The sequence below is a fragment of the Nocardia jiangxiensis NBRC 101359 genome (assembly GCF_000308615.1).
Classification (GTDB): domain Bacteria; phylum Actinomycetota; class Actinomycetes; order Mycobacteriales; family Mycobacteriaceae; genus Nocardia; species Nocardia jiangxiensis.
On record NZ_BAGB01000003.1, the window covers coordinates 19,432 to 40,819 of the forward strand.

At 67.2% G+C, this 21,388-nt stretch carries 16 protein-coding genes; 5 read left to right on the top strand and 11 right to left on the bottom strand.

From position 1 onward, the window contains the following. Positions 1-48: 48 nt before the first annotated feature. The 5 genes from ON40_RS00915 to dprE1 all read right to left on the bottom strand — a co-directional run bounded on the left by ON40_RS00915 (position 49) and on the right by dprE1 (position 10,010). Complete coding sequence (locus ON40_RS00915) at positions 49-3,342, bottom strand: arabinosyltransferase domain-containing protein (RefSeq protein WP_040817304.1); 3,294 nt, start codon at positions 3,340-3,342, stop codon at positions 49-51. A gap of 76 nt (positions 3,343-3,418) precedes the next feature. Then, positions 3,419-5,338, bottom strand: a complete 1,920-nt coding sequence (locus ON40_RS00920; RefSeq protein ID WP_040817307.1) for a DUF6541 family protein — start codon at positions 5,336-5,338, stop codon at positions 3,419-3,421. A 201-nt stretch (positions 5,339-5,539) separates the two neighbouring features. Beyond that, the gene (locus tag ON40_RS00925) at positions 5,540-7,453 is read right to left on the bottom strand and encodes a galactan 5-O-arabinofuranosyltransferase (RefSeq protein WP_040817377.1); all 1,914 of its coding nucleotides are present in this window, start codon (positions 7,451-7,453) and stop codon (positions 5,540-5,542) included. A 314-nt stretch (positions 7,454-7,767) separates the two neighbouring features. Beyond that, complete coding sequence (gene dprE2, locus ON40_RS00930; protein WP_040817310.1) at positions 7,768-8,529, bottom strand: decaprenylphospho-beta-D-erythro-pentofuranosid-2-ulose 2-reductase; 762 nt, start codon at positions 8,527-8,529, stop codon at positions 7,768-7,770. Continuing rightward, entirely contained in the window at positions 8,526-10,010 is a 1,485-nt protein-coding gene (gene dprE1, locus ON40_RS00935) for a decaprenylphosphoryl-beta-D-ribose oxidase (RefSeq protein ID WP_373281821.1), read from the bottom strand. The genes dprE2 and dprE1 overlap by 4 nt, the downstream gene beginning before the upstream one ends. A 130-nt stretch (positions 10,011-10,140) precedes the next feature. On the opposite strand from dprE1, the gene ON40_RS00940 reads away from it, so the two are divergent. Then, a complete protein-coding gene (locus tag ON40_RS00940) occupies positions 10,141-10,629 on the top strand; it encodes a GtrA family protein (protein ID WP_373281822.1) in 489 nt (162 codons plus the stop codon). A gap of 65 nt (positions 10,630-10,694) precedes the next feature. On the opposite strand, the gene ON40_RS00945 is transcribed toward ON40_RS00940, so the two are convergent. Both ON40_RS00945 and ON40_RS00950 read right to left on the bottom strand, forming a co-directional pair. After that, positions 10,695-12,911: a molybdopterin oxidoreductase family protein gene (locus ON40_RS00945; protein ID WP_040817312.1), complete on the bottom strand. Its 2,217-nt coding sequence runs from the start codon at positions 12,909-12,911 to the stop codon at positions 10,695-10,697. A 130-nt stretch (positions 12,912-13,041) separates the two neighbouring features. Next, positions 13,042-13,527 (bottom strand): hypothetical protein, encoded by a 486-nt coding sequence (locus ON40_RS00950; protein ID WP_040817384.1) that lies wholly within the window; start codon positions 13,525-13,527, stop codon positions 13,042-13,044. A gap of 353 nt (positions 13,528-13,880) precedes the next feature. Here ON40_RS00950 and ON40_RS00955 point away from each other — a divergent pair, with 353 nt between their 5' ends. Together ON40_RS00955 and ON40_RS00960 are read left to right on the top strand one after the other, a co-directional pair. After that, positions 13,881-14,435 (top strand): DUF4282 domain-containing protein, encoded by a 555-nt coding sequence (locus ON40_RS00955; RefSeq protein ID WP_083895326.1) that lies wholly within the window; start codon positions 13,881-13,883, stop codon positions 14,433-14,435. Between the two features lie 185 nt (positions 14,436-14,620). Continuing rightward, a complete protein-coding gene (locus ON40_RS00960) occupies positions 14,621-15,499 on the top strand; it encodes a helix-turn-helix domain-containing protein (protein ID WP_040817315.1) in 879 nt (292 codons plus the stop codon). 187 nt (positions 15,500-15,686) lie between these two features. Here the strand turns inward: ON40_RS00960 and ON40_RS00965 are convergent, their stop codons facing one another. Then, positions 15,687-16,088 carry a MarR family winged helix-turn-helix transcriptional regulator gene (locus ON40_RS00965; RefSeq protein ID WP_051192484.1) on the bottom strand — a complete coding sequence of 134 codons (402 nt, stop codon included), beginning with the start codon at positions 16,086-16,088 and terminating at the stop codon, positions 15,687-15,689. Between the two features lie 86 nt (positions 16,089-16,174). Between ON40_RS00965 and ON40_RS00970 the strand changes: the two genes are divergently transcribed. Further along, positions 16,175-17,650, top strand: a complete 1,476-nt coding sequence (locus ON40_RS00970; RefSeq protein WP_051192502.1) for an MFS transporter — start codon at positions 16,175-16,177, stop codon at positions 17,648-17,650. A 66-nt stretch (positions 17,651-17,716) separates the two neighbouring features. Here ON40_RS00970 and ON40_RS00975 read toward each other — a convergent pair whose 3' ends face one another. Next, positions 17,717-18,277 carry a dTDP-4-dehydrorhamnose 3,5-epimerase family protein gene (locus ON40_RS00975; protein ID WP_040817317.1) on the bottom strand — a complete coding sequence of 187 codons (561 nt, stop codon included), beginning with the start codon at positions 18,275-18,277 and terminating at the stop codon, positions 17,717-17,719. 1 nt (position 18,278) lies between these two features. Next, the gene (rfbA, locus tag ON40_RS00980) at positions 18,279-19,178 is read right to left on the bottom strand and encodes a glucose-1-phosphate thymidylyltransferase RfbA (protein WP_040817320.1); all 900 of its coding nucleotides are present in this window, start codon (positions 19,176-19,178) and stop codon (positions 18,279-18,281) included. Between the two features lie 229 nt (positions 19,179-19,407). Here rfbA and ON40_RS00985 point away from each other — a divergent pair, with 229 nt between their 5' ends. Then, positions 19,408-20,406, top strand: coding sequence for an alpha/beta hydrolase (locus tag ON40_RS00985; protein ID WP_051192486.1), 999 nt, complete (start codon positions 19,408-19,410; stop codon positions 20,404-20,406). A gap of 100 nt (positions 20,407-20,506) precedes the next feature. Here the strand turns inward: ON40_RS00985 and ON40_RS00990 are convergent, their stop codons facing one another. Continuing rightward, a complete protein-coding gene (locus ON40_RS00990) occupies positions 20,507-21,220 on the bottom strand; it encodes a DUF8020 domain-containing protein (protein WP_040817322.1) in 714 nt (237 codons plus the stop codon). Positions 21,221-21,388 lie beyond the last annotated feature (168 nt).

A 21,388-nucleotide genomic window follows, 5' to 3' on the forward strand; every position in this document is an offset into this window, starting at 1 on the left:
TCGTGCTGTATTTTCGCCCTCCGCCGCGTCGCGACAGTTTTTCGGTGCTCACTTCTCCTTGATGGGTGGTTCCTTCTTCCAGCCCCAGCTGTTCCGGGTGGTGACGCCGATGGTGGCGGGGGTGGATTGCGGGGCGTAGGGGGTGAAGCGGACCAGGGAGCCCCAGTCTCGGTCCCAGTCGTTGTCGAGGTAGGCGGGGACGGTTTGGGCTTTCAGGAGCAGGCCGGTCCAGCCGAGGGGGCCGCCGCCGATATCGTCCTGCCAGGCGTTGGCGGCGTCCGAGCCGGTGCGGTCGGGCAAGATGCGCCACTTCGGGACCTCGGCCACGCCGTCGCGATGGTCGTAGGGACGCTGGCAGGGGAAGGCCAGGCCGACGTGCCAGTCCTCCAGGACCGGATCGTGGTGGCCCAGTACCGAATCCAGCGTCGCCAGCCTCGGCAGGCGGGGCGGGGTGACCGCGAGCCACTGCCTGTCGGTCAGGTCGTTCGCGACCGCGACGATGCGAACGGCGTTGGTCTGCGCGGGAATTCGCTCCAGCGGGATCCGCATGTCCCGCCAGGACGGTGCGCCGCCGATGTCCAGCGGGACGAACGAGCCGAGCGAGGTTTCGGTGCCATCCGGTGCGCGATGGGCGAATTCGACGCTCAGATCCTGGCCGTAGGTGACCACGCCGTCCTTGTCGACCGACTTGATCCGGCCCGCCGCGGTCACCACCAGCATTCGATACGCCGGATCCTGTTGTGCCCGCGCCAGATCCAGGCCGTACCACTGCGAGGTCAGATGGGCCTGCTGCTTGTCGCCGGTCGTGTAACTGCCCATCACCGGCGTGCGGGCGGGGTCCAGGCCGAACGGGAGTGCGACCGTACTGCCGTTGACGCCCGGATGCTCGATCGTGCCGCCCCCGGTTCCCGCCGAGGTGGTGCGGGTGGTCTTGTTCTGCGAATCCTGATTGACCGAGTTCGCGCCGCCGGTCGAGGTCTCCTCGGCGTCGGCGGTCAGATCCTCGGCGACGCCGTTCGGGGTGAATCCGGCGCTGTCCCCGGACAGGCCGTTCGCGGGCGTACCGGAGTACGGGGTGAGCAGCGAATCCGCGGTATTCGTCTCCACCAGAACGTCATCGGCGAGGGCGCAGGTATTGCCCGTCAGCGCACGCAGATTCGACTTCGCGATCGAATAGGCCGGGTACTGGGTGATCGCGGCCTTGCCCAGCGAGGCGACCTCGAACAGCACCATGACCGCGGCGGCGATGGTCAGCGGTTGAACCGCGAATCGGTCGAAACGTCCCGTCCCGCCCGCAACGCCCTTGTGCCGGTACGGCTCCCGGTAGTACTGCCAGGCCGCGAGCAGCAGGCACAGCACGGCCAGCCCCAGGAATGCGGTGGAGAGACCCTTGCCGAGGATCAGCGGGGCCTTGTCGTACCAGGACACCCCGTAACTCGACACGTACCACCAGCCGTTGGACCCGGTGAAGGTCACCGCCAGCAGGAAGAACACCCCGGCGGCGAACACCGATCGGTTGTACCGCGCGCGAATTCCGTTGGTGCCCACCGCGACCGCGGTCAACGCGGCCATCGAGCCGCCCAGCCCCGCGTACACGCCGAAGTGGTGGGTCCACTTGGTCGGCGTGAACATCATCAGCAGCAGCGACATGAACACGATGCCCTGGATGCGTGCCGACGGCCCGCGCGAGGTTCCGGGAATCCTGCCGTTCTTGCGCAACATCACCAGGACGCAGACCGCCAGGCACAGCAGGATGCCCAGGATCCCGAACCGGCGCGAGAGCGACCCGTCGGGGGAGAGCGACAGCAGTGCGTCCCAGCGGGTGCGTTCGTCGAACCAGGCGGCATTGGGTCCGATGATCGTGCGGACCCGGGTCGCCTCCATGACCGCGGCCAGCGTCTGATCGGCGAAGACCACCACCAGCACCAGCGTTCCCGCGGCCACGCCGGGCGCCAGCACCGAACCGTAGCGCAATAGGACCGAGCCGATTCCGCCCCGCTTCGCATCGGCCACCTCGCGCCCGGAACCGTGCCGGGCCCGCTTGATGATGATCTGCAGTACCGGACGCGATCCGGCGATCATGGCCGCGATGCAGATCAGTCCGGTCGGTCCGGCGGCGAGGGAGAATGCCGCGATGAGTACGCCGATCGCGGCCGGGAGCAGGCGTCCGGTGGCGATCGCGCGCTCGATCGAGGCCCAGGTCAGCAACGCGCCCAACGCGATCAGCGGTTCCGGGCGCAGGCCGTTGTCGTAGGGCAGCCAGGCGGCCAGGAAGATCAGCCCGCCGGTCCACAGCGCCACCCGATCCCGGCGCACCCGAGCACCCAAGCGCGGCAACACTTCCCGGCTGATCACCAGCCAGCACAGGATTCCGGCCAGCAGCGCGGGCAGGCGCATCCACGGACTCGAATCGCTGATCCGGGTCATCCAGGACAGCACCTCGTACGGCCAGCCGAAGGGGGCCTCGGCCACGCCGAACCAGCGGTAGTAGTTCGACATGTAGCCCGAATGTCCCGCTGTGCGAGCCATATTCAGGATGTAACCGTCGTCGGAGGTGTTCGCGCCGATGATGTGCCACAGCACCAGCGTGCCCAGCACCACCGCATCGGCGAGGGTGAATCGCCACCAGTGCGCGGGCAGGAACCGGCGCGGGCGTCGGCCGTCGGCGGTGTCGATCAGGTGCAGGGCGATCAGCGCGATGATGGTGAACAGCACCGCGCCCACGGTCGCGGCGGTCTTCAATACGGTCGGCGAGGAGGAGAAGCGCGCGTCGATGTCGGCGTGCAGATGGGTATCGCCGAGCTGGGCGCGGGTCAGATCGGTGAACACACCCACCACCTGCGGCCGTACATCGCCGCCGACGGTGTTGGTGAACGGCGTGCCGTCCTTGCGGTGCACGTCGGTCAGCGTGGCGGTCGTCCCGGCGACCGTGGAGTCGAGGGTGAACTCACCGCATCCGGCGACCTCGGCGACCGGCGCGGACAGCACCGGAATCTCGCGCTGCAACACCGAGAACATCCGCCCGGTACCCGGCTCGTCGCTCACCCGCACCAGCAGTCCCTTGGCCGATGCCTTGGACGCCTCGACCGGCACCGTGGACAGCACGGTCCCGTGCGACAGCTCGCGCAAAGCCGTGCACGGCATCGAAAGATGCAGTTCCAGCGGCGTATACGACACCAGCGGCGCATCGACGTTCACCGACTGCGGCTGCGGCCAGTCCAGCGTCGCGTGATCCTGCCGCACCGGCAGCAGTGGGGTGATCACCGCCAACAGAACTGCCAGCACCCCCGAGACGAGAGCAACCAGCCGGACACGGGAGAACCCCGGGGAGTCAGCGCGCACGATCCCCGATGCTAGCCATCGGCCTGTTCGGATCCTCCCGCTGGGCTCCACCTCGCAGTGACCTGGGCCACGTGGATCAGCTGAGTCCGCGCACATCCCAGAGCCGGACCCCGTCGACGTATTGCTCCGGGACGTTCAGCAATTGGTTGAGGGCGTCCTGCAGGGCGTCGGCGTTGCGGGTGGGCGGGAGGACGATGATGTCGGCGTTCCAGTAGCGCAGGTCTTTTCGAGCCCGTTCGCGGGTGGCGGCGTCGATGCGGGGGATGTGGCCGGTGCGCTTGACGTCCATGAGCAGGCCCGCGGTGGGGCGATCGATGGGGCCGTAGCCGCCCTTCTTGTCGGCCATCGGGCCGACGAAATAGCCTCCGGCGATGGGGAAGTCGAAGTTCGCGGCGTACTGCCAGCGCAGCGGGCTCGCGTCGAGGCGGGTCGGCGGGGGTGCGATCACCACCGAGCCGTCGGTGACATAGCGTTCGACGGTGCCGTCGATGAAGAAGGACGGTACCGCCGGGCGGTGGGTGACCGGCAGGATCGTCGGGGCCAGCGGGACCAGCGCCAGGGCCAGGGCCGCGAACCAGATCAGCGGCCGCGGTTCGCTCAGCGAAATCTGCCAATACGCCAGTGCGCGTTCGGTGGCCAGCGCGAGTATCGCGGCGATCGCCGGGACGGCGGCCATGCTGAAGCGCGTCTCGAGCATCGTGTCCAGCAGGGGCAGGTTCGCCAGCCAGTGCCACGGGAGATTGATTCCGGTCGTGTGCGTGCCGAACATCGCCGGTGAGCCCAGGGACAGCACGCCGAAACCGAGGATCACCACCGTGCCCGCGCGCACCACGCGATATCCCGCGCGCTGCTCACCCGACCGATCGCGCCTGCGCCACAGCAGTATTGCGGCCACCGCCACCAGAATCAGCAGGGGCCAGCCGAAATACGCGTTCTGTTCGGTGGGGTTGATCGCGACGTTCTGTCCAGGGACGAATTCCCCGCCCAGCGATTCGGACGGGAACTGCGCCAGCGTCTTCACGTCGTTACCCATCGGTCCGTGATCGATGGAGCCGTAACTCTGCGGTCCGCAGAACTGCCACCACAGCGGTATCGCGGTGAGCGCCAGGGTGATCAGCGCCGCCGCCGCCACCGTGGGAGCCAGTCCGCGCAGCACCCGCAGTCCGGCTCGCGGTCGATGCAGGTAGTACACGATCGCGAAGACGCCGAACCCGAGCGAGAAGATCAGCAGCGGTTCCTCACCGAGGGCGATCTGCAACGTCAGCAACGCGGCCAACAGAATCGTGTCCCGGCGCTGCTGCCTGGTTCGGTGCCACCAACCGGCCGGGCTCGGCGCGGTGTCCGTTCCGGACTCCTCGGCCAGGGCGCGGCGGGCCATGCAGATGAGCAGGGCGGCGATGGCGGGCAGGGCGGCGAGCAGGACGAAATTGGGGTGGGCATTGGCGTGCGAGATCATCGCCGGGGCGAAGCCGCAGAACAGGCCGCCGACGACCGCGGCGAAGCGCGAGCGCACCAGTTCGCGGGAGAACAGCCAGTACCAGGCGAAGGCGGTGCCGGACAGACCCAGCGTGAGGACCAGAACGAAGGTGACCGTCGGACCGAACAGCATGGTGACCGGGATGAGCGGTACGCCGACGCCGAACATGGCCGTATTGGCCATCATGTTCACGCCGTCGGGGAAATTCTGCAGGTGGGTGCCCAGCGGATTCTGCAGATGGGCGATCGCGTGGGCGGTCTCGGCGAAGAACCATTCCCACATGAACTGGTCCTGTCCGCTCTTGACCAGGTAACCGTTGTGGGTGTCCCGCCACTGACCGGACAGGACGTACGTGGCCAGGACCAGATAGACGGCGCCGATGACCAGGTCGGCGCGGGAGAGCGCGAGCCGCCGTCCGCGCGGGGCGACCGCGTCGCCCGCTGTGGGCCGATCCAGAACCGCGGTTCCGGCGCCTCCCGCCGTCTGCTCGGTTGGATCCGATGCCCGCCCCGATACCACTGGTAGAACTCCTCTTGCCGATCGCGATCAGCGGCCCAGGCTACCTGCGGAGCCGGGCTGCCCGCAGATCGGGCGGGGAGTTATCCACAAGAAAATGCCCTCTTCCACAAGGTTATGCACAGGCTGCCGGGTGTGTGTGCACCGCCACCATGTCGTTGTCGGCAGGCTGAAATACCAGGTAGAAGCGTTATCGAGGGAGTGTTATCGGACGACGACCAGGGTGAAGGGCCCGATATCGGTGATTCGGAAATGCGGATCTTCGAACAGCGTCTTCGGGAACGTCACCGAGTAGCGCCGCACGTTCGGATCGTTCGGATACACATCCGAGGACAGGCGCAGGGTGTAGCTGTCGTCGCTGCTGCGGAACAGGAAGGCATCCGGTGCGCGCCAGGGGGAGTGCGCGAGCGCGTCGCGGAGTTCGGCCGGGGACTTCAGCTTGCTCCAGCGTGTGATCTCGTCGGCGCGGGCGGAGAAATCGGCCAGCGGGTTCGCGTAGTGCGGGGTCAGCGCCTGGAAACCGTAGTACGGGTAGTAGGACAGGAAACTGGTGTCCGCGGTCAGGACCACGGTCTGGTTGCGCGGACGCCCGGTCTGGGCCAGTAGTGCGGCATCGACGTCGTGATAGTGCGATACCGCCGACGGGCTGCGCTGATCGGCGCGCACGCCGTCACCGTCGGTATCGGTGTAAGCGGTGGTGATCTCGGTGTTCAGAATGCTCGGAATGTCCTGGGTGAACGCGAGTGCGCCGACCACCCCGACCACCACGGCCACCGCGCGAAACCGATTGGGTTCGTTGAGGGATCGGTACATCGCGCGGGTTCCCTCGGCGAAGCCGAAGACCCCGGCCGAGGCCAGCAGCACCTGCAGGATCGGTTCGAGCCGGAAGGCCAGCAGGGTCGTCCCGGCGACCGTCGCGGTCATCGACAGCAGCGACCACAGGTAGATCGCCACGACCGCGATACCCAGCGACTGCGCCCGCCGCGAACTCGCCGCCCGCAGCACCAGCCAGATCGTGCCGATCAGGCACAGCACACCCAGCGGTGAGAACTGGAACATCGGGAAGGCCAGCTGCGAGCCCGCCTCGGGCAGATAGTGCAGCGCGGCGTTGGACATGTGCGCGCTCAGCGACTTTCGCAGGTAGGGCCCGTAGGTGATCAGGCCGAGCACCCCGGAGATCACGCCGATCACGATGAGCCGCAACAGGATCGGCCACAGCGAGCGCAGCAACCACAGACCCGCCCGATCCTCGTCCCGGCGACGCTGCGCAATCGCCGCGATCCACGCGAACAGCGCCATCAGGCATACGGCGAATACCGCCATGCCGAAGAACAACGTGTAGAACATGGCCGAGACGCCCAGGAAGATCCCGGTGCCGACGACCGCTCCCCAACCGCCCGCGGTCGCGACGTCCTCGGAGGTCTGCGGTCGGTGCAGCGCACCCCACGCCAGCACCATCGCCGGCGCGAACAACACCACCAGAACCGCGCTGTACGCCTCCGGCGAGGCATAGGCCACCATCACCGCGGTGGTCGCCGCGGCCACCCCGACCGCCCAGTCCGCGCGAATCAGCTTGGACCACAGGACCAATGCCAGCACCGAGGCCACCGCCAGCGAGACGATCGCCCACGGCTTGTACGCCTCCCACCCCGGCATCCCGAGCACGCTCGCCACCCGACCGCCGAGCCAGAACCAGCCGGCCGAGTAGTAGGGCGGCAGATCCGCGTAGGTCATATCGTGCAGCGCCGCGGAATCGGTGAGCCGCGTGAGATATTCGGTCCGGAACTCCTGATCCACCGAAATTCCGTACAGATACAACTTGGTGGCCGCCAGCGGCATCCCCAGCGTCACCGTGACGAACGCCGAAATACCAGCCCACGACAGCACTTTCGCCAGCCACGGCCACCGCCGCATGCGCATCAGCGTCACCGCGGCGATCAGCAGTACCGCGGCGCCCACCTGCCCGACGGTCGCAATCGCCCGAGTCACGTTGGACGCGTTGAACGCCGGCCAGTGCACCATCGAGAACGCCTCGAGCCCGACGACGGCCACGCCGACGGCAACCACCGTCGCGAGCACGCCGTCTCCCACGGCCCCGCCGATCCGCCGCCCGACCATCGAGAACCGCCCCGCCGAACGCACCGCACTCATCACAGCGTCCCCACCACGACCCCGGCCGGGCGATCCCCGCCGAATCGCCGCGCGGGTGAGCCGCATACCGGGAACTGCCCGATCCTGTGCACTGTGCCTCCGGAAAAGTCTTCTCGCCACGCTGCCCGAGCGTCCGTCGCCGGGCGTCAGCCTAGCCACTCGTCATCGCGCCGGTGGACGAGGTCGGTTCGGTGTCCGTCGAACGGTTCGGTCCCGGTATGCACGAGATCCCGGAGCGTTTCGACGCCCCGGGATCTGTGGTGCTGGATCGGGATCTGCGGCTAGATCGGCAGACGCCGGAAGATCGGGCGCGGGATGTGGCGCAGGATCATCATGACGAAACGGAACTGGTTGGGAGCCCAGACCAGTTCGCGGCCCTTCTGCGCGGACGAGACCGCGAGCGTCGCGATGTCTTCCTTGTCGACGGTGAGCGGGGCCTCCTTGACGTGCGCGGAGAACCGGGTGCGCACCATGCCGGGGCGGATGACCGTCACGCGCGGACCGTGCGGGCGCAGGGCCTCGCCGAGGCCCAGGTAGAACCCGTCCAGTCCGGCCTTGGTGGAGCCGTAGACGAAGTTGGAGCGACGCACGCGCTCACCGGCGACCGAGGACATGACGATGATCCGCCCGAAGCCCTGCGCCTTCATCTTCTCGCCCAGCAGCACACCGACCGACACCGACGCGGTGTAGTTGACCTGCGCCACCCGGACGGCCTTGGCCTGGTTCTGCCAGAGTTCCTCGGGATCGCCGTCCAGCGCGAACGCGACGATCGCGACGTCGACGTCGCCCGTGCTCCACGCCGCGTCGATCACCTTGGCGTGGCTCTCGGTGTCCAGGGCGTCGAAGTCGACGACCTCGACCGCCGACGCACCCGCGGCCTCCATCTGCGCGACCGCGTCCGCGCGCAGCGGATCGTTCGGGAGCGCGGCCAGCACGATGCGCGCCGGACCCTTCTTCAGGTACTCGGCGCAGATCGCCAGGCCGATTTCCGAGGTGCCGCCCAGGAGCAGAATCGTCTGCGGGTTACCTACGGCGTTGATCACTGCAGCTCCAGCCTTCTCGCCATATCGGACATGAAAACGCCTGTGGGATCGACACTTCGGCGGATCTTGATCCACTCGTCGATCCGGGGGTACATCTTGTGGAAGGCCTCCGCGGTGGTCCGGGAGTCCTTCGCGGTGTAGAGCCGCCCGCCGAATTCCATGACGCGGCGGTCCAGATCACTCACCAGCTCGTTGAGGCCGGGCCGGATCGGGAAATCGCAGCAGATGTTCCAGCCCGGCATCGGGAAGCTCAGCGGAGCCGGGTTACCCGGGCCGAACAGCTTGAAAACGTTCAGCGCCGAAATGTGCCCGGATGCCTGGATGTCGATGATGATCCGTTTGAACTCGTCGACCGCCTCGGTCGGCACCACGAACTGGTACTGCAGGAATCCGGCCGGACCGTAGGCGCGATTCCATTCCGCGACCATGTCCAGCGGGTGATAGAACTGCGTCAGGTTCTGGATCTTGCCGGTGTAGTTGCCGCCCATCGCGTAGTACGCCTCGCCGACCGCGCCCAGCGTGAGCCGGTTCGCGGTGAAGCTCGGGAAGATCGGCGGCACCGTGAGCAACTGCGGCGCATCGAATTTCAGCGGAGCCTTCTGCTTCTTCTTCGGCAGTTCGTCCAGCTTGGCGAGGCGACCACGGGTGATGGTGGCCCGGCCCAGTTTCGGCGCGGGATTCATCACGTCGAACCACGCACTCGAGTACGTGTAGTTCGCCTCGCTGCCGTCGCTGTGCGCGGCGATGGTCTCGTCCAACGTCGTGGTCTTCAGGCCGTCGTTGATGAAGTAGGCCGTCTCGGTCGGCGCCATCTCGATGCTCGCGCGCAGGATGATGCCGGTCAGCCCGTTGCCGCCGACCGTCGCCCAGAACAACTTGGCATTGCGCTTGGGCGTGACGTGCTGCACCTGGCCGTCGGCGGTGAGCAGCTCGATCGAGCGGACGTGGTTGCCGAAGCTGCCTTCGCTGTGGTGGTTCTTGCCGTGGATGTCGGAGGCGATCGCGCCGCCGATGGTGACCTGCCGGGTGCCCGGCAGCACCGGAACCCACAGCCCGAACGGCAGCGCCGCCTTCATCAGCTGATCCAGGCTGACGCCGCCGTCGACGTCGACCATGTGGGTGTCGCGGTCGATGCGGTGGATGCGGTTCATCGCGGTCATGTCGACGACCAGACCGCCCGCGTTCTGCGCGTGGTCGCCATAGGAACGGCCCAGGCCGCGGGCGATGACGCCGCGGCGCAGGTGTGCGGGCTTGGACTCGTTGTCCTCGGCGACCATGGCGACGGCTCGGGCGATCACTTCCGGATCACCGGTCGTGAGCACTTCGGAGGTGGTTGGCGCGGTGCGACCCCACCCGGTCAGCCGACGGGTGTGCGTGGCGAGTGCTGGTGATCCCTGCGACTCGGCGCTGCCGATCTGCGGTTCGCCGCCCTCACTGGCGGCCGGATCCGCGGCTGTTGAGGTCTGAGCTTTCGTGGACATCGGCATAGAGGCTACAGGTATTGCCGGAGGAAGGATCGGGTGTCACCACCGCCTTGCCCGGATCGGAACCGAGGTCACAGTGTGCTGGGCGGTCACTGGATCCCGCCCACGAGTCCGGACCGCTACGCTCGTGCCCGTGACCGCGGAACCTCACCTGCCTCTGCCGCCCGAACTGCCACTGGTCGACGAGCCCGGCGGTACGGATGTCGATCTGCTGACGCAGATCATCCGGTTCATTCTGACCGGTGTGTTGTCGGCGGTCGTGGATTTCGGGCTCTACCTGGTGCTGTGGAAGGTCGCCGGCTTCGACCGCGACATCGCCAAGGCCTGCAGTTTCATCGTCGGCACCACGACGGCGTATCTGATCAACCGTCGCTGGACGTTCAAGGCCGAACCCAGCCGCGCCCGGTTCATCGCGGTGGTCGTGCTCTACGCGATCACCTTCGCCGCCCAGGTCGGCATCAACGCGCTGCTGAATACGACGCTGCCCGCGATGAAGCTGAACATCGCGGGCCACCAGGTGGCGCTCGCGGTGCTGGTCGCCTTCGTCGTCGCCCAGGGCGTCGCGACGGTGATCAACTTCGTCGTGCAGCGCGCGGTCATCTTCAAAATGCACTGAGCGCTCCGGCCGCTCCGCGACTTTTGCGTGTCGTCGGGTGTAGCGAGACTTTTGCCTCAGGCCCCTCAGGCGGGCGCCAGGGTTACCGGTACACCGTTGAACACCGCATTACCCGAGGGGACGTCGACCAGTGTGTCGTCGGTCAGGATGTTGGCGTTGACTCCGGGATGGGTGCGGGCGACCGATTGGGTGTTGTTCGCCTCGTGACCCCAGCCGTGCGGGAGGCTGACCACGCCGGGCATGATCTCCTCGGTCGGTTCGAGCGGGACGGTGACCGTGCCCGCGGCGGATTTCACCACCGCGCGGTCGGTCAGGCCGAGGCGTTCGACGTCGTCGGGGTGGATGTGCAGGGTGCAGGTGTTGGATCCGCCGACCAGGGTGGGGATGTTGTGCATCCAGCTGTTGTTGGAGCGCAGTTGGCGGCGGCCGATGAGCAGCAGTTCGGGTGCGGTGTCGGCGAGGCGCTCGCGTAGCCGGGACAGGTCGTCCAGCAGCGGCTGCGGTGCGAGGTCAACGCGGCGCGAGGCGGTGCGCAGCACGCCGGGCAGGCGCGGACGCAGCGGTCCCAGATCGATGCCGTGCGGATTGTCCAGCAGCACTTGCAGATTCAGATCCTGGCGGATGGCGGCGTTCGAGGGGTCCGCGGCGGAGTTCCATTCGCCGTACGGGCCCAGGCGCAGCATCATGTCGATGCGCTGTTCGGTGCTGTTCTCGCCGTGCAGTTCCTCGCGACGTTCGAGCAGTCCGGCCTTGTGCAGCGTTCCGGCGATGATCAACTCGTCCACGGCGGCGATCGGATCGCGGGTCGGTTCGGGTTGCTGACCGGAAACTGCCGTCGCCAACCGGGCGAGGATCTCCGCCTCCGAGACCGCGTCGCCCAGCGGAACCAGCGGCCGGGAGTAGCGCGCGTAGTTGCGCACCGCGAATTGCAGCAGCGCGAAATCGTAGTGCGGCGACTGCACGGTGCGTGGTGGCGGCAGGATCACATCGGCGTGCCGGGTGGTCTCGTTGAGGTAGCGATCCACGCTCACCATGAACTCCAGTTCGGCGAGCGCCTCGGCGAGCCGGGCGCCGCCGGGTGCGGACAGCACCGGATTCCCGGCGACGGTGATCAGCGCCCGGATCTGCCCCTCACCCGGTGTGCGGATCTCCTCGGCGAGTGCCGCGATCGGGAATTCGCCCATGGTTTCGGGCAATTCACGCACGCGGGTGGTCCAGCGACCGAGCCGGAACGGCCGGGTGCGCACGATGCCGAGTGCGGCGGCGGTGGCGAACATCGCCCCGCCCGGACGATCCAGATTGCCGGTGAGCACGTTGATCACGTCGACCAGCCACTGCGTCAGCGTGCCGAATTCGGCGGTGCAGGTGCCGATGCGGGCGTAGACCGCGGCGCTGGGCGCGGCGGCGAGTTCGCGCGCCAGCCGGATCACCGTGTCCGCGGGGACGCCGGTGCGTTCGGCGACCACGTCGGGGGTGAAATCGGCTGCGGCCGAGCGCACCTCCGCCAGCCCGTCGACCGGCACGCGGATCCGCGTGAGATTCTCCGCGAAGAGGGTGTGCACGATCCCGAACAGCAGATAGGCATCACTGCCGGGACGGATGAACAGATGTTCGTCGGCCAGTTTCGCGGTGCGGGTGCGCCGCGGATCCACCACCACGAACCGTCCGCCGCGCTTGCGCAGCGCCTTCAACCGTCCCGGGTAGTCCGGCGCGGTGCACAGTGATCCGTTGGACTCCAGGGGATTCGCCCCGAGCATCAGCAGGTAGTCGGTGCGGTCCAGATCCGGCACCGGCACGGTCAGCGGATCACCGAACATCAGCCCGCTGGCGACCTGTTTGGGCATCTGATCGGCGGTACTGGCCGAATACAGATTGCGCGTGCTCAACGCGCGTATCAGCACGGGGACGTACAGTGCCCCGGCGACGGTGTGGGCGTTGGGATTTCCCAGATACAGCGCCGTGGTCGAGCGCCCGAATTCCTGGACCAGCGCCGGAATCCGCTCGGTGATCAGATCGAACGCCTCCTGCCAGGAGGCGGTGCGCCAGCTGTCGTCGGCGCGATCGCGGATCATCGGTTCGGTGAGCCGGTCCGGGTCGGCGTCCAGATGTCCCAGACTCGCCCCCTTCGGGCACAGGAATCCGCGGCTGAACGGATCCGCCCGATCCCCGCGCACGCCGACGACGTGATCCTCGGCGTCGAGGGTGAGCTCGAGCCCGCACACGGCCTCGCACAGCGGGCAGGTGCGCAACAGGGTGCGATGCGCAGTGGTGACATCCGTCATATCCCCATCATCACCCGCGCCGCCGACTGCGGATATGTAAACGGTCATACACAACACAAAACCGCGAGCACCGGGTGGTTCTCGCGGCTTTGTTGTCAGAAATTCAGCGTTGTTGGTACTTCGGCCCTGCTCAGCTCGCGATGCGGGCCAGCTGCGGCTTGCGTCGGCCGGTGGTGGCCGAACGGACGGCCGCGCCCAGCGCGACCACCGGCGGGATCCAGCGAGCCTCGCTCGGGGCGACGCCCCAGCAGGCGTCGCCGGTCGAGAGCTGGGTCGGCGGCAGCGGGATGCCCGCGCCGTCGGTGTGGACGATCGCGCCTGCCCTGCGCAGCGCCTCGACGGCCATGGCGGCCTTGGCGACTCCGGTGACCAGGTGGATCTCGCGGCGCTCGGCGCCCGGAATCTCGATGACCGGACCCGTCAGGTCGTTCGCTCGCAAGAATCGGCGCACGGCCGCGGCGAGTTCGCCGGTGACCTCGATGCCCGATACATCCTCGTCGGTGATCAGGCAGATGCCGTTGGCCGTTTCGGCGACCGTCCAGCCGCGCTGGATGTAGTCCTGCGCGCTAGCGGCACGCTCGGCCGCCTTGACGGAAGTCGGAAACGTCGTACGCACTGTCTTCTCCATTCCCCGGGTAGATCTAGTCCTGCTATGAGGTCTTGCTGCTGTCACCAGCTGGTCACGAGTGATATCGGGCGGCAGCATCCGCGGTGTTACATATCCTCGAAACTTTTTCGCCAGCCGTAGAATTCATCACAAGATCGGCGGTCTGATTCGTAACCGCTATGACCTCGACGGTGTTGCCTTCGGCTGTCATGGCTCCTACCTTCGCGCTGCTGCCTGTGAATCCCTGAGGTGCTACCTGTGAATCAAATCCGTTGGGACTGGCAGATTCCCAACGGATTTCTTAAAGCCTGCTGGGAGCCGCCGCATTGCCGCAGCGTGCGGGCGGGTAGAGGATCACGGATATGACCGATGACACCGGCGAACCGGTGACCGTGGATCCGGACGAGGGGTACCTCTCCTGGCGTGAATCGGTGGCACAGCGGCTGCCGTTGCGTTCCCGTAATACCAGTGAGGAGCCGCGGGCGGAGCCGTTCCGCAGTCCGGGGGCGTTCCGCGAGTGGTGTGCCTCCGCCGCGCGGGCCCTGCTCGACGTGCAGTTCGCCCGGCCCGCGACGCGCACCCTGCTGCCGCTGGCCTACATCCTGGGTCTGGCCTTCGCGCTCGCGGTGCCGACCGTGCTGACGGTGCTGCTGTGGCGGCTCTCACTACCGCTGGGGATCGTATTTCTGGTGGTGGTGGCGGTGCCGCTGGGACTCACGATCGCGGCGGTGGTGCGGTTGGCGCTGGAGTTCCTGGTGAACGCCGCGCGCCTGGCCGGACGTGTGGAGCACATCACCGAACTCGCGGACGATCTGTTCCAGGCGCTGTCCGATGTGGCCGCACCGGTCAACCAGCTGTCCGAGGATGTACGGGCGGTGCAGTTCTGGCGGTTCCGCAAGCGCGCTCCGCGAAAATAACCCTGGTTGGCTCATCTGTGAGGTTGGCGTGAATGCGCCACACCCCATATCGGGAGATCGTTTTGTTGTGCGACAATCCGAGCTCGGGTCCGGCAAGCCGAATCCGGTACCGCATAAGGGTTTTGCTGTTCGGCGTGCCGCGATGGGGCGAGTGCGATCGGCGCACGTGACGCAGGGGGAAGTACATGGGCCTACCGCACGGGATCACCGGTTCGACGATGCCCCGCCGCCAGTTGGGCCGCCGCCTGCGTGATCTGCGCAACCGGGCCCGGATGACCACGCGCGTGGCGGCACAGCGGCTGGAATGGTCCGAGGCCAAGATCTGGCGCATCGAAACCGGGCAAACTTCGTTGCGCGGCTTGGATGTCGAGGCCATGTGCAAGATCTACGGCGCGTCCGCGGAATCGGCCGAACCGCTCATCGCGCTGGCCCGCGAGACCAAGGCGCGCGGCTGGTGGACCGAGTACAGCGACGTGATCCCCGAGGGTTTCGAGGTGTACCTGGGCCTGGAAGAGGCTGCCACCCGCCTGGCCACCTACGAGAACGAGCTGGTCCCCGGCCTGTTGCAGACCCCGGACTACGCCCGCGCGGTGCTGACCGGCTCGCGCCCGGACATCTCCCAGGTCGACGTCGATCGGCGAGTGGCGGTGCGCCTGGCCCGTCAGTCGGTCCTGACCCGCAGCCCGAATCCGCTTCGGCTGGAAGCGATGATCACCGAGGCGTTGCTCTGGCATCGCATCGGCGGCGCCGGCGTGATGGCCGCCCAGCTCGACCACCTGCGTCGCCTGTGCGAGTTACCGAACATCGAGATCCGGGTCGTGCCAACCGATTCCGGCTATCACGAGGGCATGGACTCGGGTCGCTTCGCGCTACTCGAATTCGACGATGCCGCAGGGGAACTCGCCGAACCCCCGGTCGTGTTCGTGCAGAACTACACCGGCACCGCGTATTTCGACAAAGAAAACGAAATCACCCGCTACCGCCAGGCTTTCGAGAGCATCCGTGCCGTGACCATCGACGCCCGCGAACCACTCGAACAGGCCCGCGCGGGTCTGGGCACGTAGCTCCCCCGCCTCTCCGCAACTTCAGCGAGCCGTTGGGTGCCACGGACTTTCGTGTCGGGCCGACGGTTGAGGAGATGATCTGGCTTCGGGCGTACCCCATGAGTTACCCATGTACTTCTGAAATCAGTTGTTGCGATGATGGCGCACGACACGCTGAAAACGCAGAGAAGCGAGGTTGCAGGCTCGCTCAGAGGAGCTCGGACAGAACCTCTCGGTGCGTGCGGGCCGACTCCGCGTGCACGGCGCGGCCCTTGTCGGTGAGGCAGACGAAGATGGCGCGGCGGTCGTCGCTGCACATGCTGCGGCTGACCAGGTCGTCGCGCTCGAGGCGGGCGACCGCGCGGGACAGGGCGCTTTGACTCAGGTAGATGTCAGCGGCCAGATCGCTCATCCGATAGGTCTCGCAGTCGGCGTCGACCAGGCGGTCGAGCGTTTCGAATTCGCTCAGACCGATGCGGTGCCGGTGCTGCAACTCCTTCTCGAGAGCGCAGGACACCGTCGCGTGTTTGTCCAGGAGCTCGCGCCATTGCCCCACCAGTGCGGTGGGTGCTGCCGCTCGCGGCGCTGACGCTGTCGACGCCTTTGTCATGCCGCCATCCTAGTGCCGCGAGCCGAACAATGCAAACGCATTAAATGCTTGCACATTTAATGCACGCGCAAGTAATGTTCCGTGTCATGACTTCCACGGCAACGTTCTCGGCAAGCTCCGCTGCCGATTCCCGGTGGTCGGCACGCCTGTGGGGCATGCTGATCACGCTGTGCATCGTGCTGTTCCTCGACGGACTCGACGTTTCGATGATCGGCGTCGCCCTGCCGTCCATCGGTAAAGATCTGCATCTGGGCACCTCGACCCTGCAGTGGCTGGTCAGCGGCTACGTGCTGGGTTACGGCGGGTTGCTGCTGCTCGGCGGGCGCACCGCCGACCTGCTCGGCCGCCGCCGCGTCTTCCTGATCGCGCTGGGCGTGTTCGCGCTGGCCTCGCTCGCGGGCGGACTGGTCAGCTCGGCCGCACTGCTGATCGCGACCCGCTTCGTCAAGGGGCTGGCCGCGGCGTTCACCGCGCCGACCGGCCTGTCCATCATCACCACCAACTTCGCCGAGGGCCCGGCCCGCAACCGGGCGCTGTCCATCTACACCGTGTTCGGCGCGGGCGGCTACTCGATGGGCCTGGTGTTCGGCGGCCTGATGACCGGACTGGGCTGGCGCTGGACCTTCCTGCTGCCGGTGCCGATCGCCCTGGCCGCGTTGATCGCCGCGCTGATCCTGGTGCCGCGCGACCGCCGCGCGGAGGAGGGCGGACACGATCTGCTGGGCGCGCTGTTGTCCACCGCGGGCATGCTGCTGCTGGTCTACACCGTGGTCTCCGCACCGCAGGCCGGATGGGGTTCGGCCCGCACGATCGGTTCGTTCGCGGCGGTGGCGGCGTTGTTCGTCGGCTTCGTGGCGGTGGAGAAGCGGGTGCGGCATCCGCTGATCCGGCTCGGCATCCTGCGCCGTGCGACGCTGGTCCGCGCCAGTCTGGTGATCGTCGCACTGGCCGGGTCCTACTTCAGCTGGCAGTTCATCGTGACGCTGTATCTACAGGACACGCTGCACTGGTCGCCGCTGCAACTGGCGATGGGTCTGCTGCCGGTGGGTCTGCTGGTGGCGCTGTCCTCGGTGTTCTCCGACAAGCTGGTCGACCGGTTCGGCACCGGCCCGATCATCGCGGTGACCATGATCGCGATGAGCATCGGCTACCTGCTGTTCCTGCGGGTGGACACGCACCCGTCCTATCTGACGGTCATCCTGCCCGCGGTCATGTTGGTCGGCATCGGCTGGATCGGCTTCCCGTCGATCAACATCCAGGCCACCGCCGGTATCGATGACGACGAACAGGGCCTGGCCGCCGGCGTGCTGCAAACCTCGATGCAGGTCGGCGCGGCGATCATCCTGGCGGTCAACACCGCGATCATCGCCTCCGGGGCACACACCGACACCTCACCCGCGGCCGTCCTGAGCGGCTACCGTCCGGGCCTGATCTTCGTCGGCGTGGTGGCGTTCATCGGCGCACTGGTGGCGCTGACCCACTTCCTGCCCACCCGCCGAGCGGCCGAACCTGTCCGGGACCTCGACGACGAGCCGCACCAGGAGGAACTCGCGGCCGCCTGAGAATCCCATGATCGAGCCGAACCCTCGGTGGGCGAACATCATTCGCCCACCGAGGGTTTCGTGCTGTCAGGGACGCAGTGTGCGCAGGCTCGGGGCGGCGGCGTCCTTCGGGGAGCGGACGTAGGTCAAGGGCTGGCCGTCGCGGCCCGTGGTGGGCCAGTCGATGGCGAGGTCCGGGTCGAAAGCGTCCAGGTCGCGGTCGAATTCGGGGGAGTACTCCAGGGAGCAGAGGTAGGTGGCGGTGGAGCCGTCCTCGAGCGAGAGCAGTGCGTGGCCGAGGCCGTCCGACAGGTAGACCGAGCGGCGGTCCGTGTCATCGATCAGCACGGTGTCCCAGGTGCCGAAGGTGGGGGAGTCGGAGCGCAGATCCACGATGACGTCCAGGAACGCACCGCGCACGCAGGTCACGTATTTCGCCTGGCCGGGCGGGGTTTCGGTGTAGTGGATGCCGCGCAGCACCCCGGCCGCGGACACCGAGGTGTTCACCTGCCGCAGATCGAACGGCCGCCCGACGGCCTTCTCGAATTCCGATGCCTTGAACGACTCGAGGAAGATCCCGCGATCGTCACCGTGCAGGCGAGGGGTGAACTCCCAGGCGCCGGGGACGGACAACTCGCGAATCTGCATATCACCAATCCTGTTCGTATTCCGGCGGACTCGGCTCGCGTCCGCGCGCGGGCAGGCCGAGCAGATACTCGCCGTAGCCCGAGCGGGTCAGCGGTTCGGCCAGTCGCAGGAGCTGATCGTCGTCGATATAGCCCATCCGCCACGCGACCTCTTCGGGCGCACCGATTTTCAGGCCCTGACGTTCCTCGATGGTACGGACGTAGTTGGCCGCGTCCAGCAGCGAATCGAACGTCCCGGTGTCGAGCCAGGCGGTGCCGCGGGCCAGCACGTCGACCCGGAGTCTGCCCTGTTCCAGATAGATCCGGTTGATATCGCTGATCTCGTATTCGCCACGCGCGGAAGGGCGTAGGCCCTGGGCGATCGCCACGACGTCGTTGTCGTAGAAGTACAGCCCCGGGATCGCGTAGCTCGACCGCGGCTTCGCGGGCTTCTCCTCGATGGAAATCGCACGGCCGTCGGCGAATTCGACCACTCCGTAGGCGGTGGGATCGGACACCGGGTAGGCGAAGATCGCACCTCCGGTGATCCGGTGGAACCGCCGCAGCCGGGTGCCCAGGCCGGGGCCGTGAAAGATGTTGTCGCCCAGCACGAGTGCGGCCGGTTCCCGGCCGATGTGATCCGCGCCGAGCACGAACGCCCGCGCCAGCCCGTCCGGCTCGGGCTGGACGACGTAGCTGATCGCGATGCCGAACTGCGACCCGTCGCCCAGCAGCCGGGTGAACGACGGGGCGTCCTCGGGCGTGGTGATGATCAGGATGTCCTGGATACCGGCCAGCATCAGGGTCGAGAGCGGGTAGTACACCATCGGCTTGTCGTAGACCGGGACCAGCTGTTTGCTCACCCCGCGCGTGATCGGGTGCAGCCGTGTTCCGGTGCCACCGGCCAGGATGATTCCGCGCATGTCACACGAGTCTGCCAGCTGCCGCGAGATAGGGCTCGGTGAGGTTCCGACTCGGCAGCGAAACTGTCACGGCGGGTTACGCGGGACTCGATCCGGTCGATTGATATTGCGTGGATCACGTTTCCGTGGTCCTCTGAAATGGCACTGTGTGAGATGTCAGCGCCGACAACTCGCCGCCGGAACTCCGGTTGCTGGTAATGCGGCGCGCCCGGAGTGAGGTAGGTGCGTGATGGCGACCGTGCGAGTGCTGGAATCCGGCGCGGGTGTCGTGGCGAATCCGGATGGAAGCAGTCTGACTTCCCGAATGTTGCTGTTCGCTTGCCGAGGGGTCGTCGCACCGTTCGTACGGCACTATCCGGTCACCCCGCTGACCATGCCGGTCGCCCGAATGCTCGTGGACGGACTGTCCGCACTGCGCCCGGGACCGTCGGGTGTGGAACGAGAACAGGTGCGGCTCAACGGTTTCCGGATGGAGATCCTGCGTCCCGCCGGAGCCCGCAAGGCATTGCGCGACGGTGCGGTCATGTACATGCACGGTGGCGGATTCTTCCTGTGCGGCCTGGATACGCATCGTCCGGTCGCGGCCGCCCTGGCCCGGCGTACCGGCCTCGCGGTGGTCAACGTCGAATACCGCCAGCTGCCGGGCACATCCATCGCCGATTCGGTCCAGGACTGCCTGACCGCGTACCGCTGGCTGCTGCGGCACGGGGCCGACCCCGCGCGGATCGTCTTCGCCGGCGACTCGGCCGGTGGGTATCTCAGTTTCGCGACCGCGCTACGCGCGGTCGCGGCCGGTTTGCCGACCCCGGCCGGACTGGTGGGCCTGTCCCCGCTGCTGGATCTGGACTGTGCGGCCAAACGCGATTACGTCAACGTCGACCGCGACCCCTACATCCCGCTGTCCGGACTCGAGCAGGTGGTCGAATACGGCGCGAAGGTCCAGGGTCGGCTGGATCCGGCGCTCTCGCCGGTCAACGGCGCGCTGGCGAGTCTGCCGCCGGCGTTGTTGATCGTCGGCGAGGACGAATTGCTGCGCTACGACTGCGAATTGATGGCCGAACGGCTCACCGCGGCCGGGGTGCCGAACTCCCTGGAGTTGTGGCGCGGTCAGGTGCACGCATTCATGAGCATCCTGCCGAACATGCCCGAGAGCCGGTCGGTGCTGGGCCGGGTGGCGCGTTTCGTGCGCGCCCGGATCGAGGCGGAATCGCCCGCTCGCACGGCATGAGAGTGCGCGTGCTGCTCGAACGCCGCAGTCGCACGACCTGAATGAGAAAGCACCCCCGCACTGTCGATTCGTGCGGGGGTGCTGTTCGTCTCGAGCGGTATTACTTGCTCTTGGACGGGGTGAACGGCGCGTTGATGGTGGTGAAGTACTGCGCCGCAGCCGCGATCGCGACGGGAGCGGTCACCAGCAGCTGGCCCGCGAGGGTGCCCAGGGCGCCGACGGCGATGATGCCACCGAGGCAGCCGACAGCGGCGGCCGGGATGAAGCCGCCGAACAGGCCGACGATGGCCGCAGCCGCGACGGTCGCACCGGCGATGCCGCCGAGGACGCAACCGACCGCGCCGCCGCTGAGGCCACCGACCAGGGTGCCGATGGTGGCGCCGGTGGAGATGGTGTCCTTCATGCGGTTGAACGCCGCCTGCTCACGGTCGTACGGGGTCTTCCACGGCGCGGAGTCCTGGTAGGGCAGGTCGACCGGCTTGTAGACCGCGTGCTGCATATCGAACTGCGGGGTCAGGGTCGCGGTGTGATCCGCGATGTTCGCCGCGATCGGGAACACGAAGTCGTCCACCCGGAAGTTCAGTGGCGTTCCGGCCAGCACCTTGCCGCTGGCTGCCTTGATCTTGAAGACGCCGTTCTCGACGTCCATCGAACCGGCATCGGTCTTGATGATGGTGGCGGTCTTGGTGGTGGTGGCCTTGTAGTCGACCGCGCCCTTGTCGGCGGTGGCCGGGGCCGCGTTGACGGTACCGGCGGTGATGCCGAGCGCGGCGATCACCAGGGCCGACGTCGCGGCGAATTTCCTCATCAACATGTTCGTGGAACCTCGGTGGTTTCGAATCGGGGGGACACGGAAATCGAAATCCAGGTCAGCTAACGCGCGGTGAATCGGCTGTGACCGTTAATTCAAATTCTGTTCACCGAGCGGTACCAGCGGTCTGTGCGTTTGCGGAAAAGCGCAGCGCGCGTGCGGTTTTCGGGG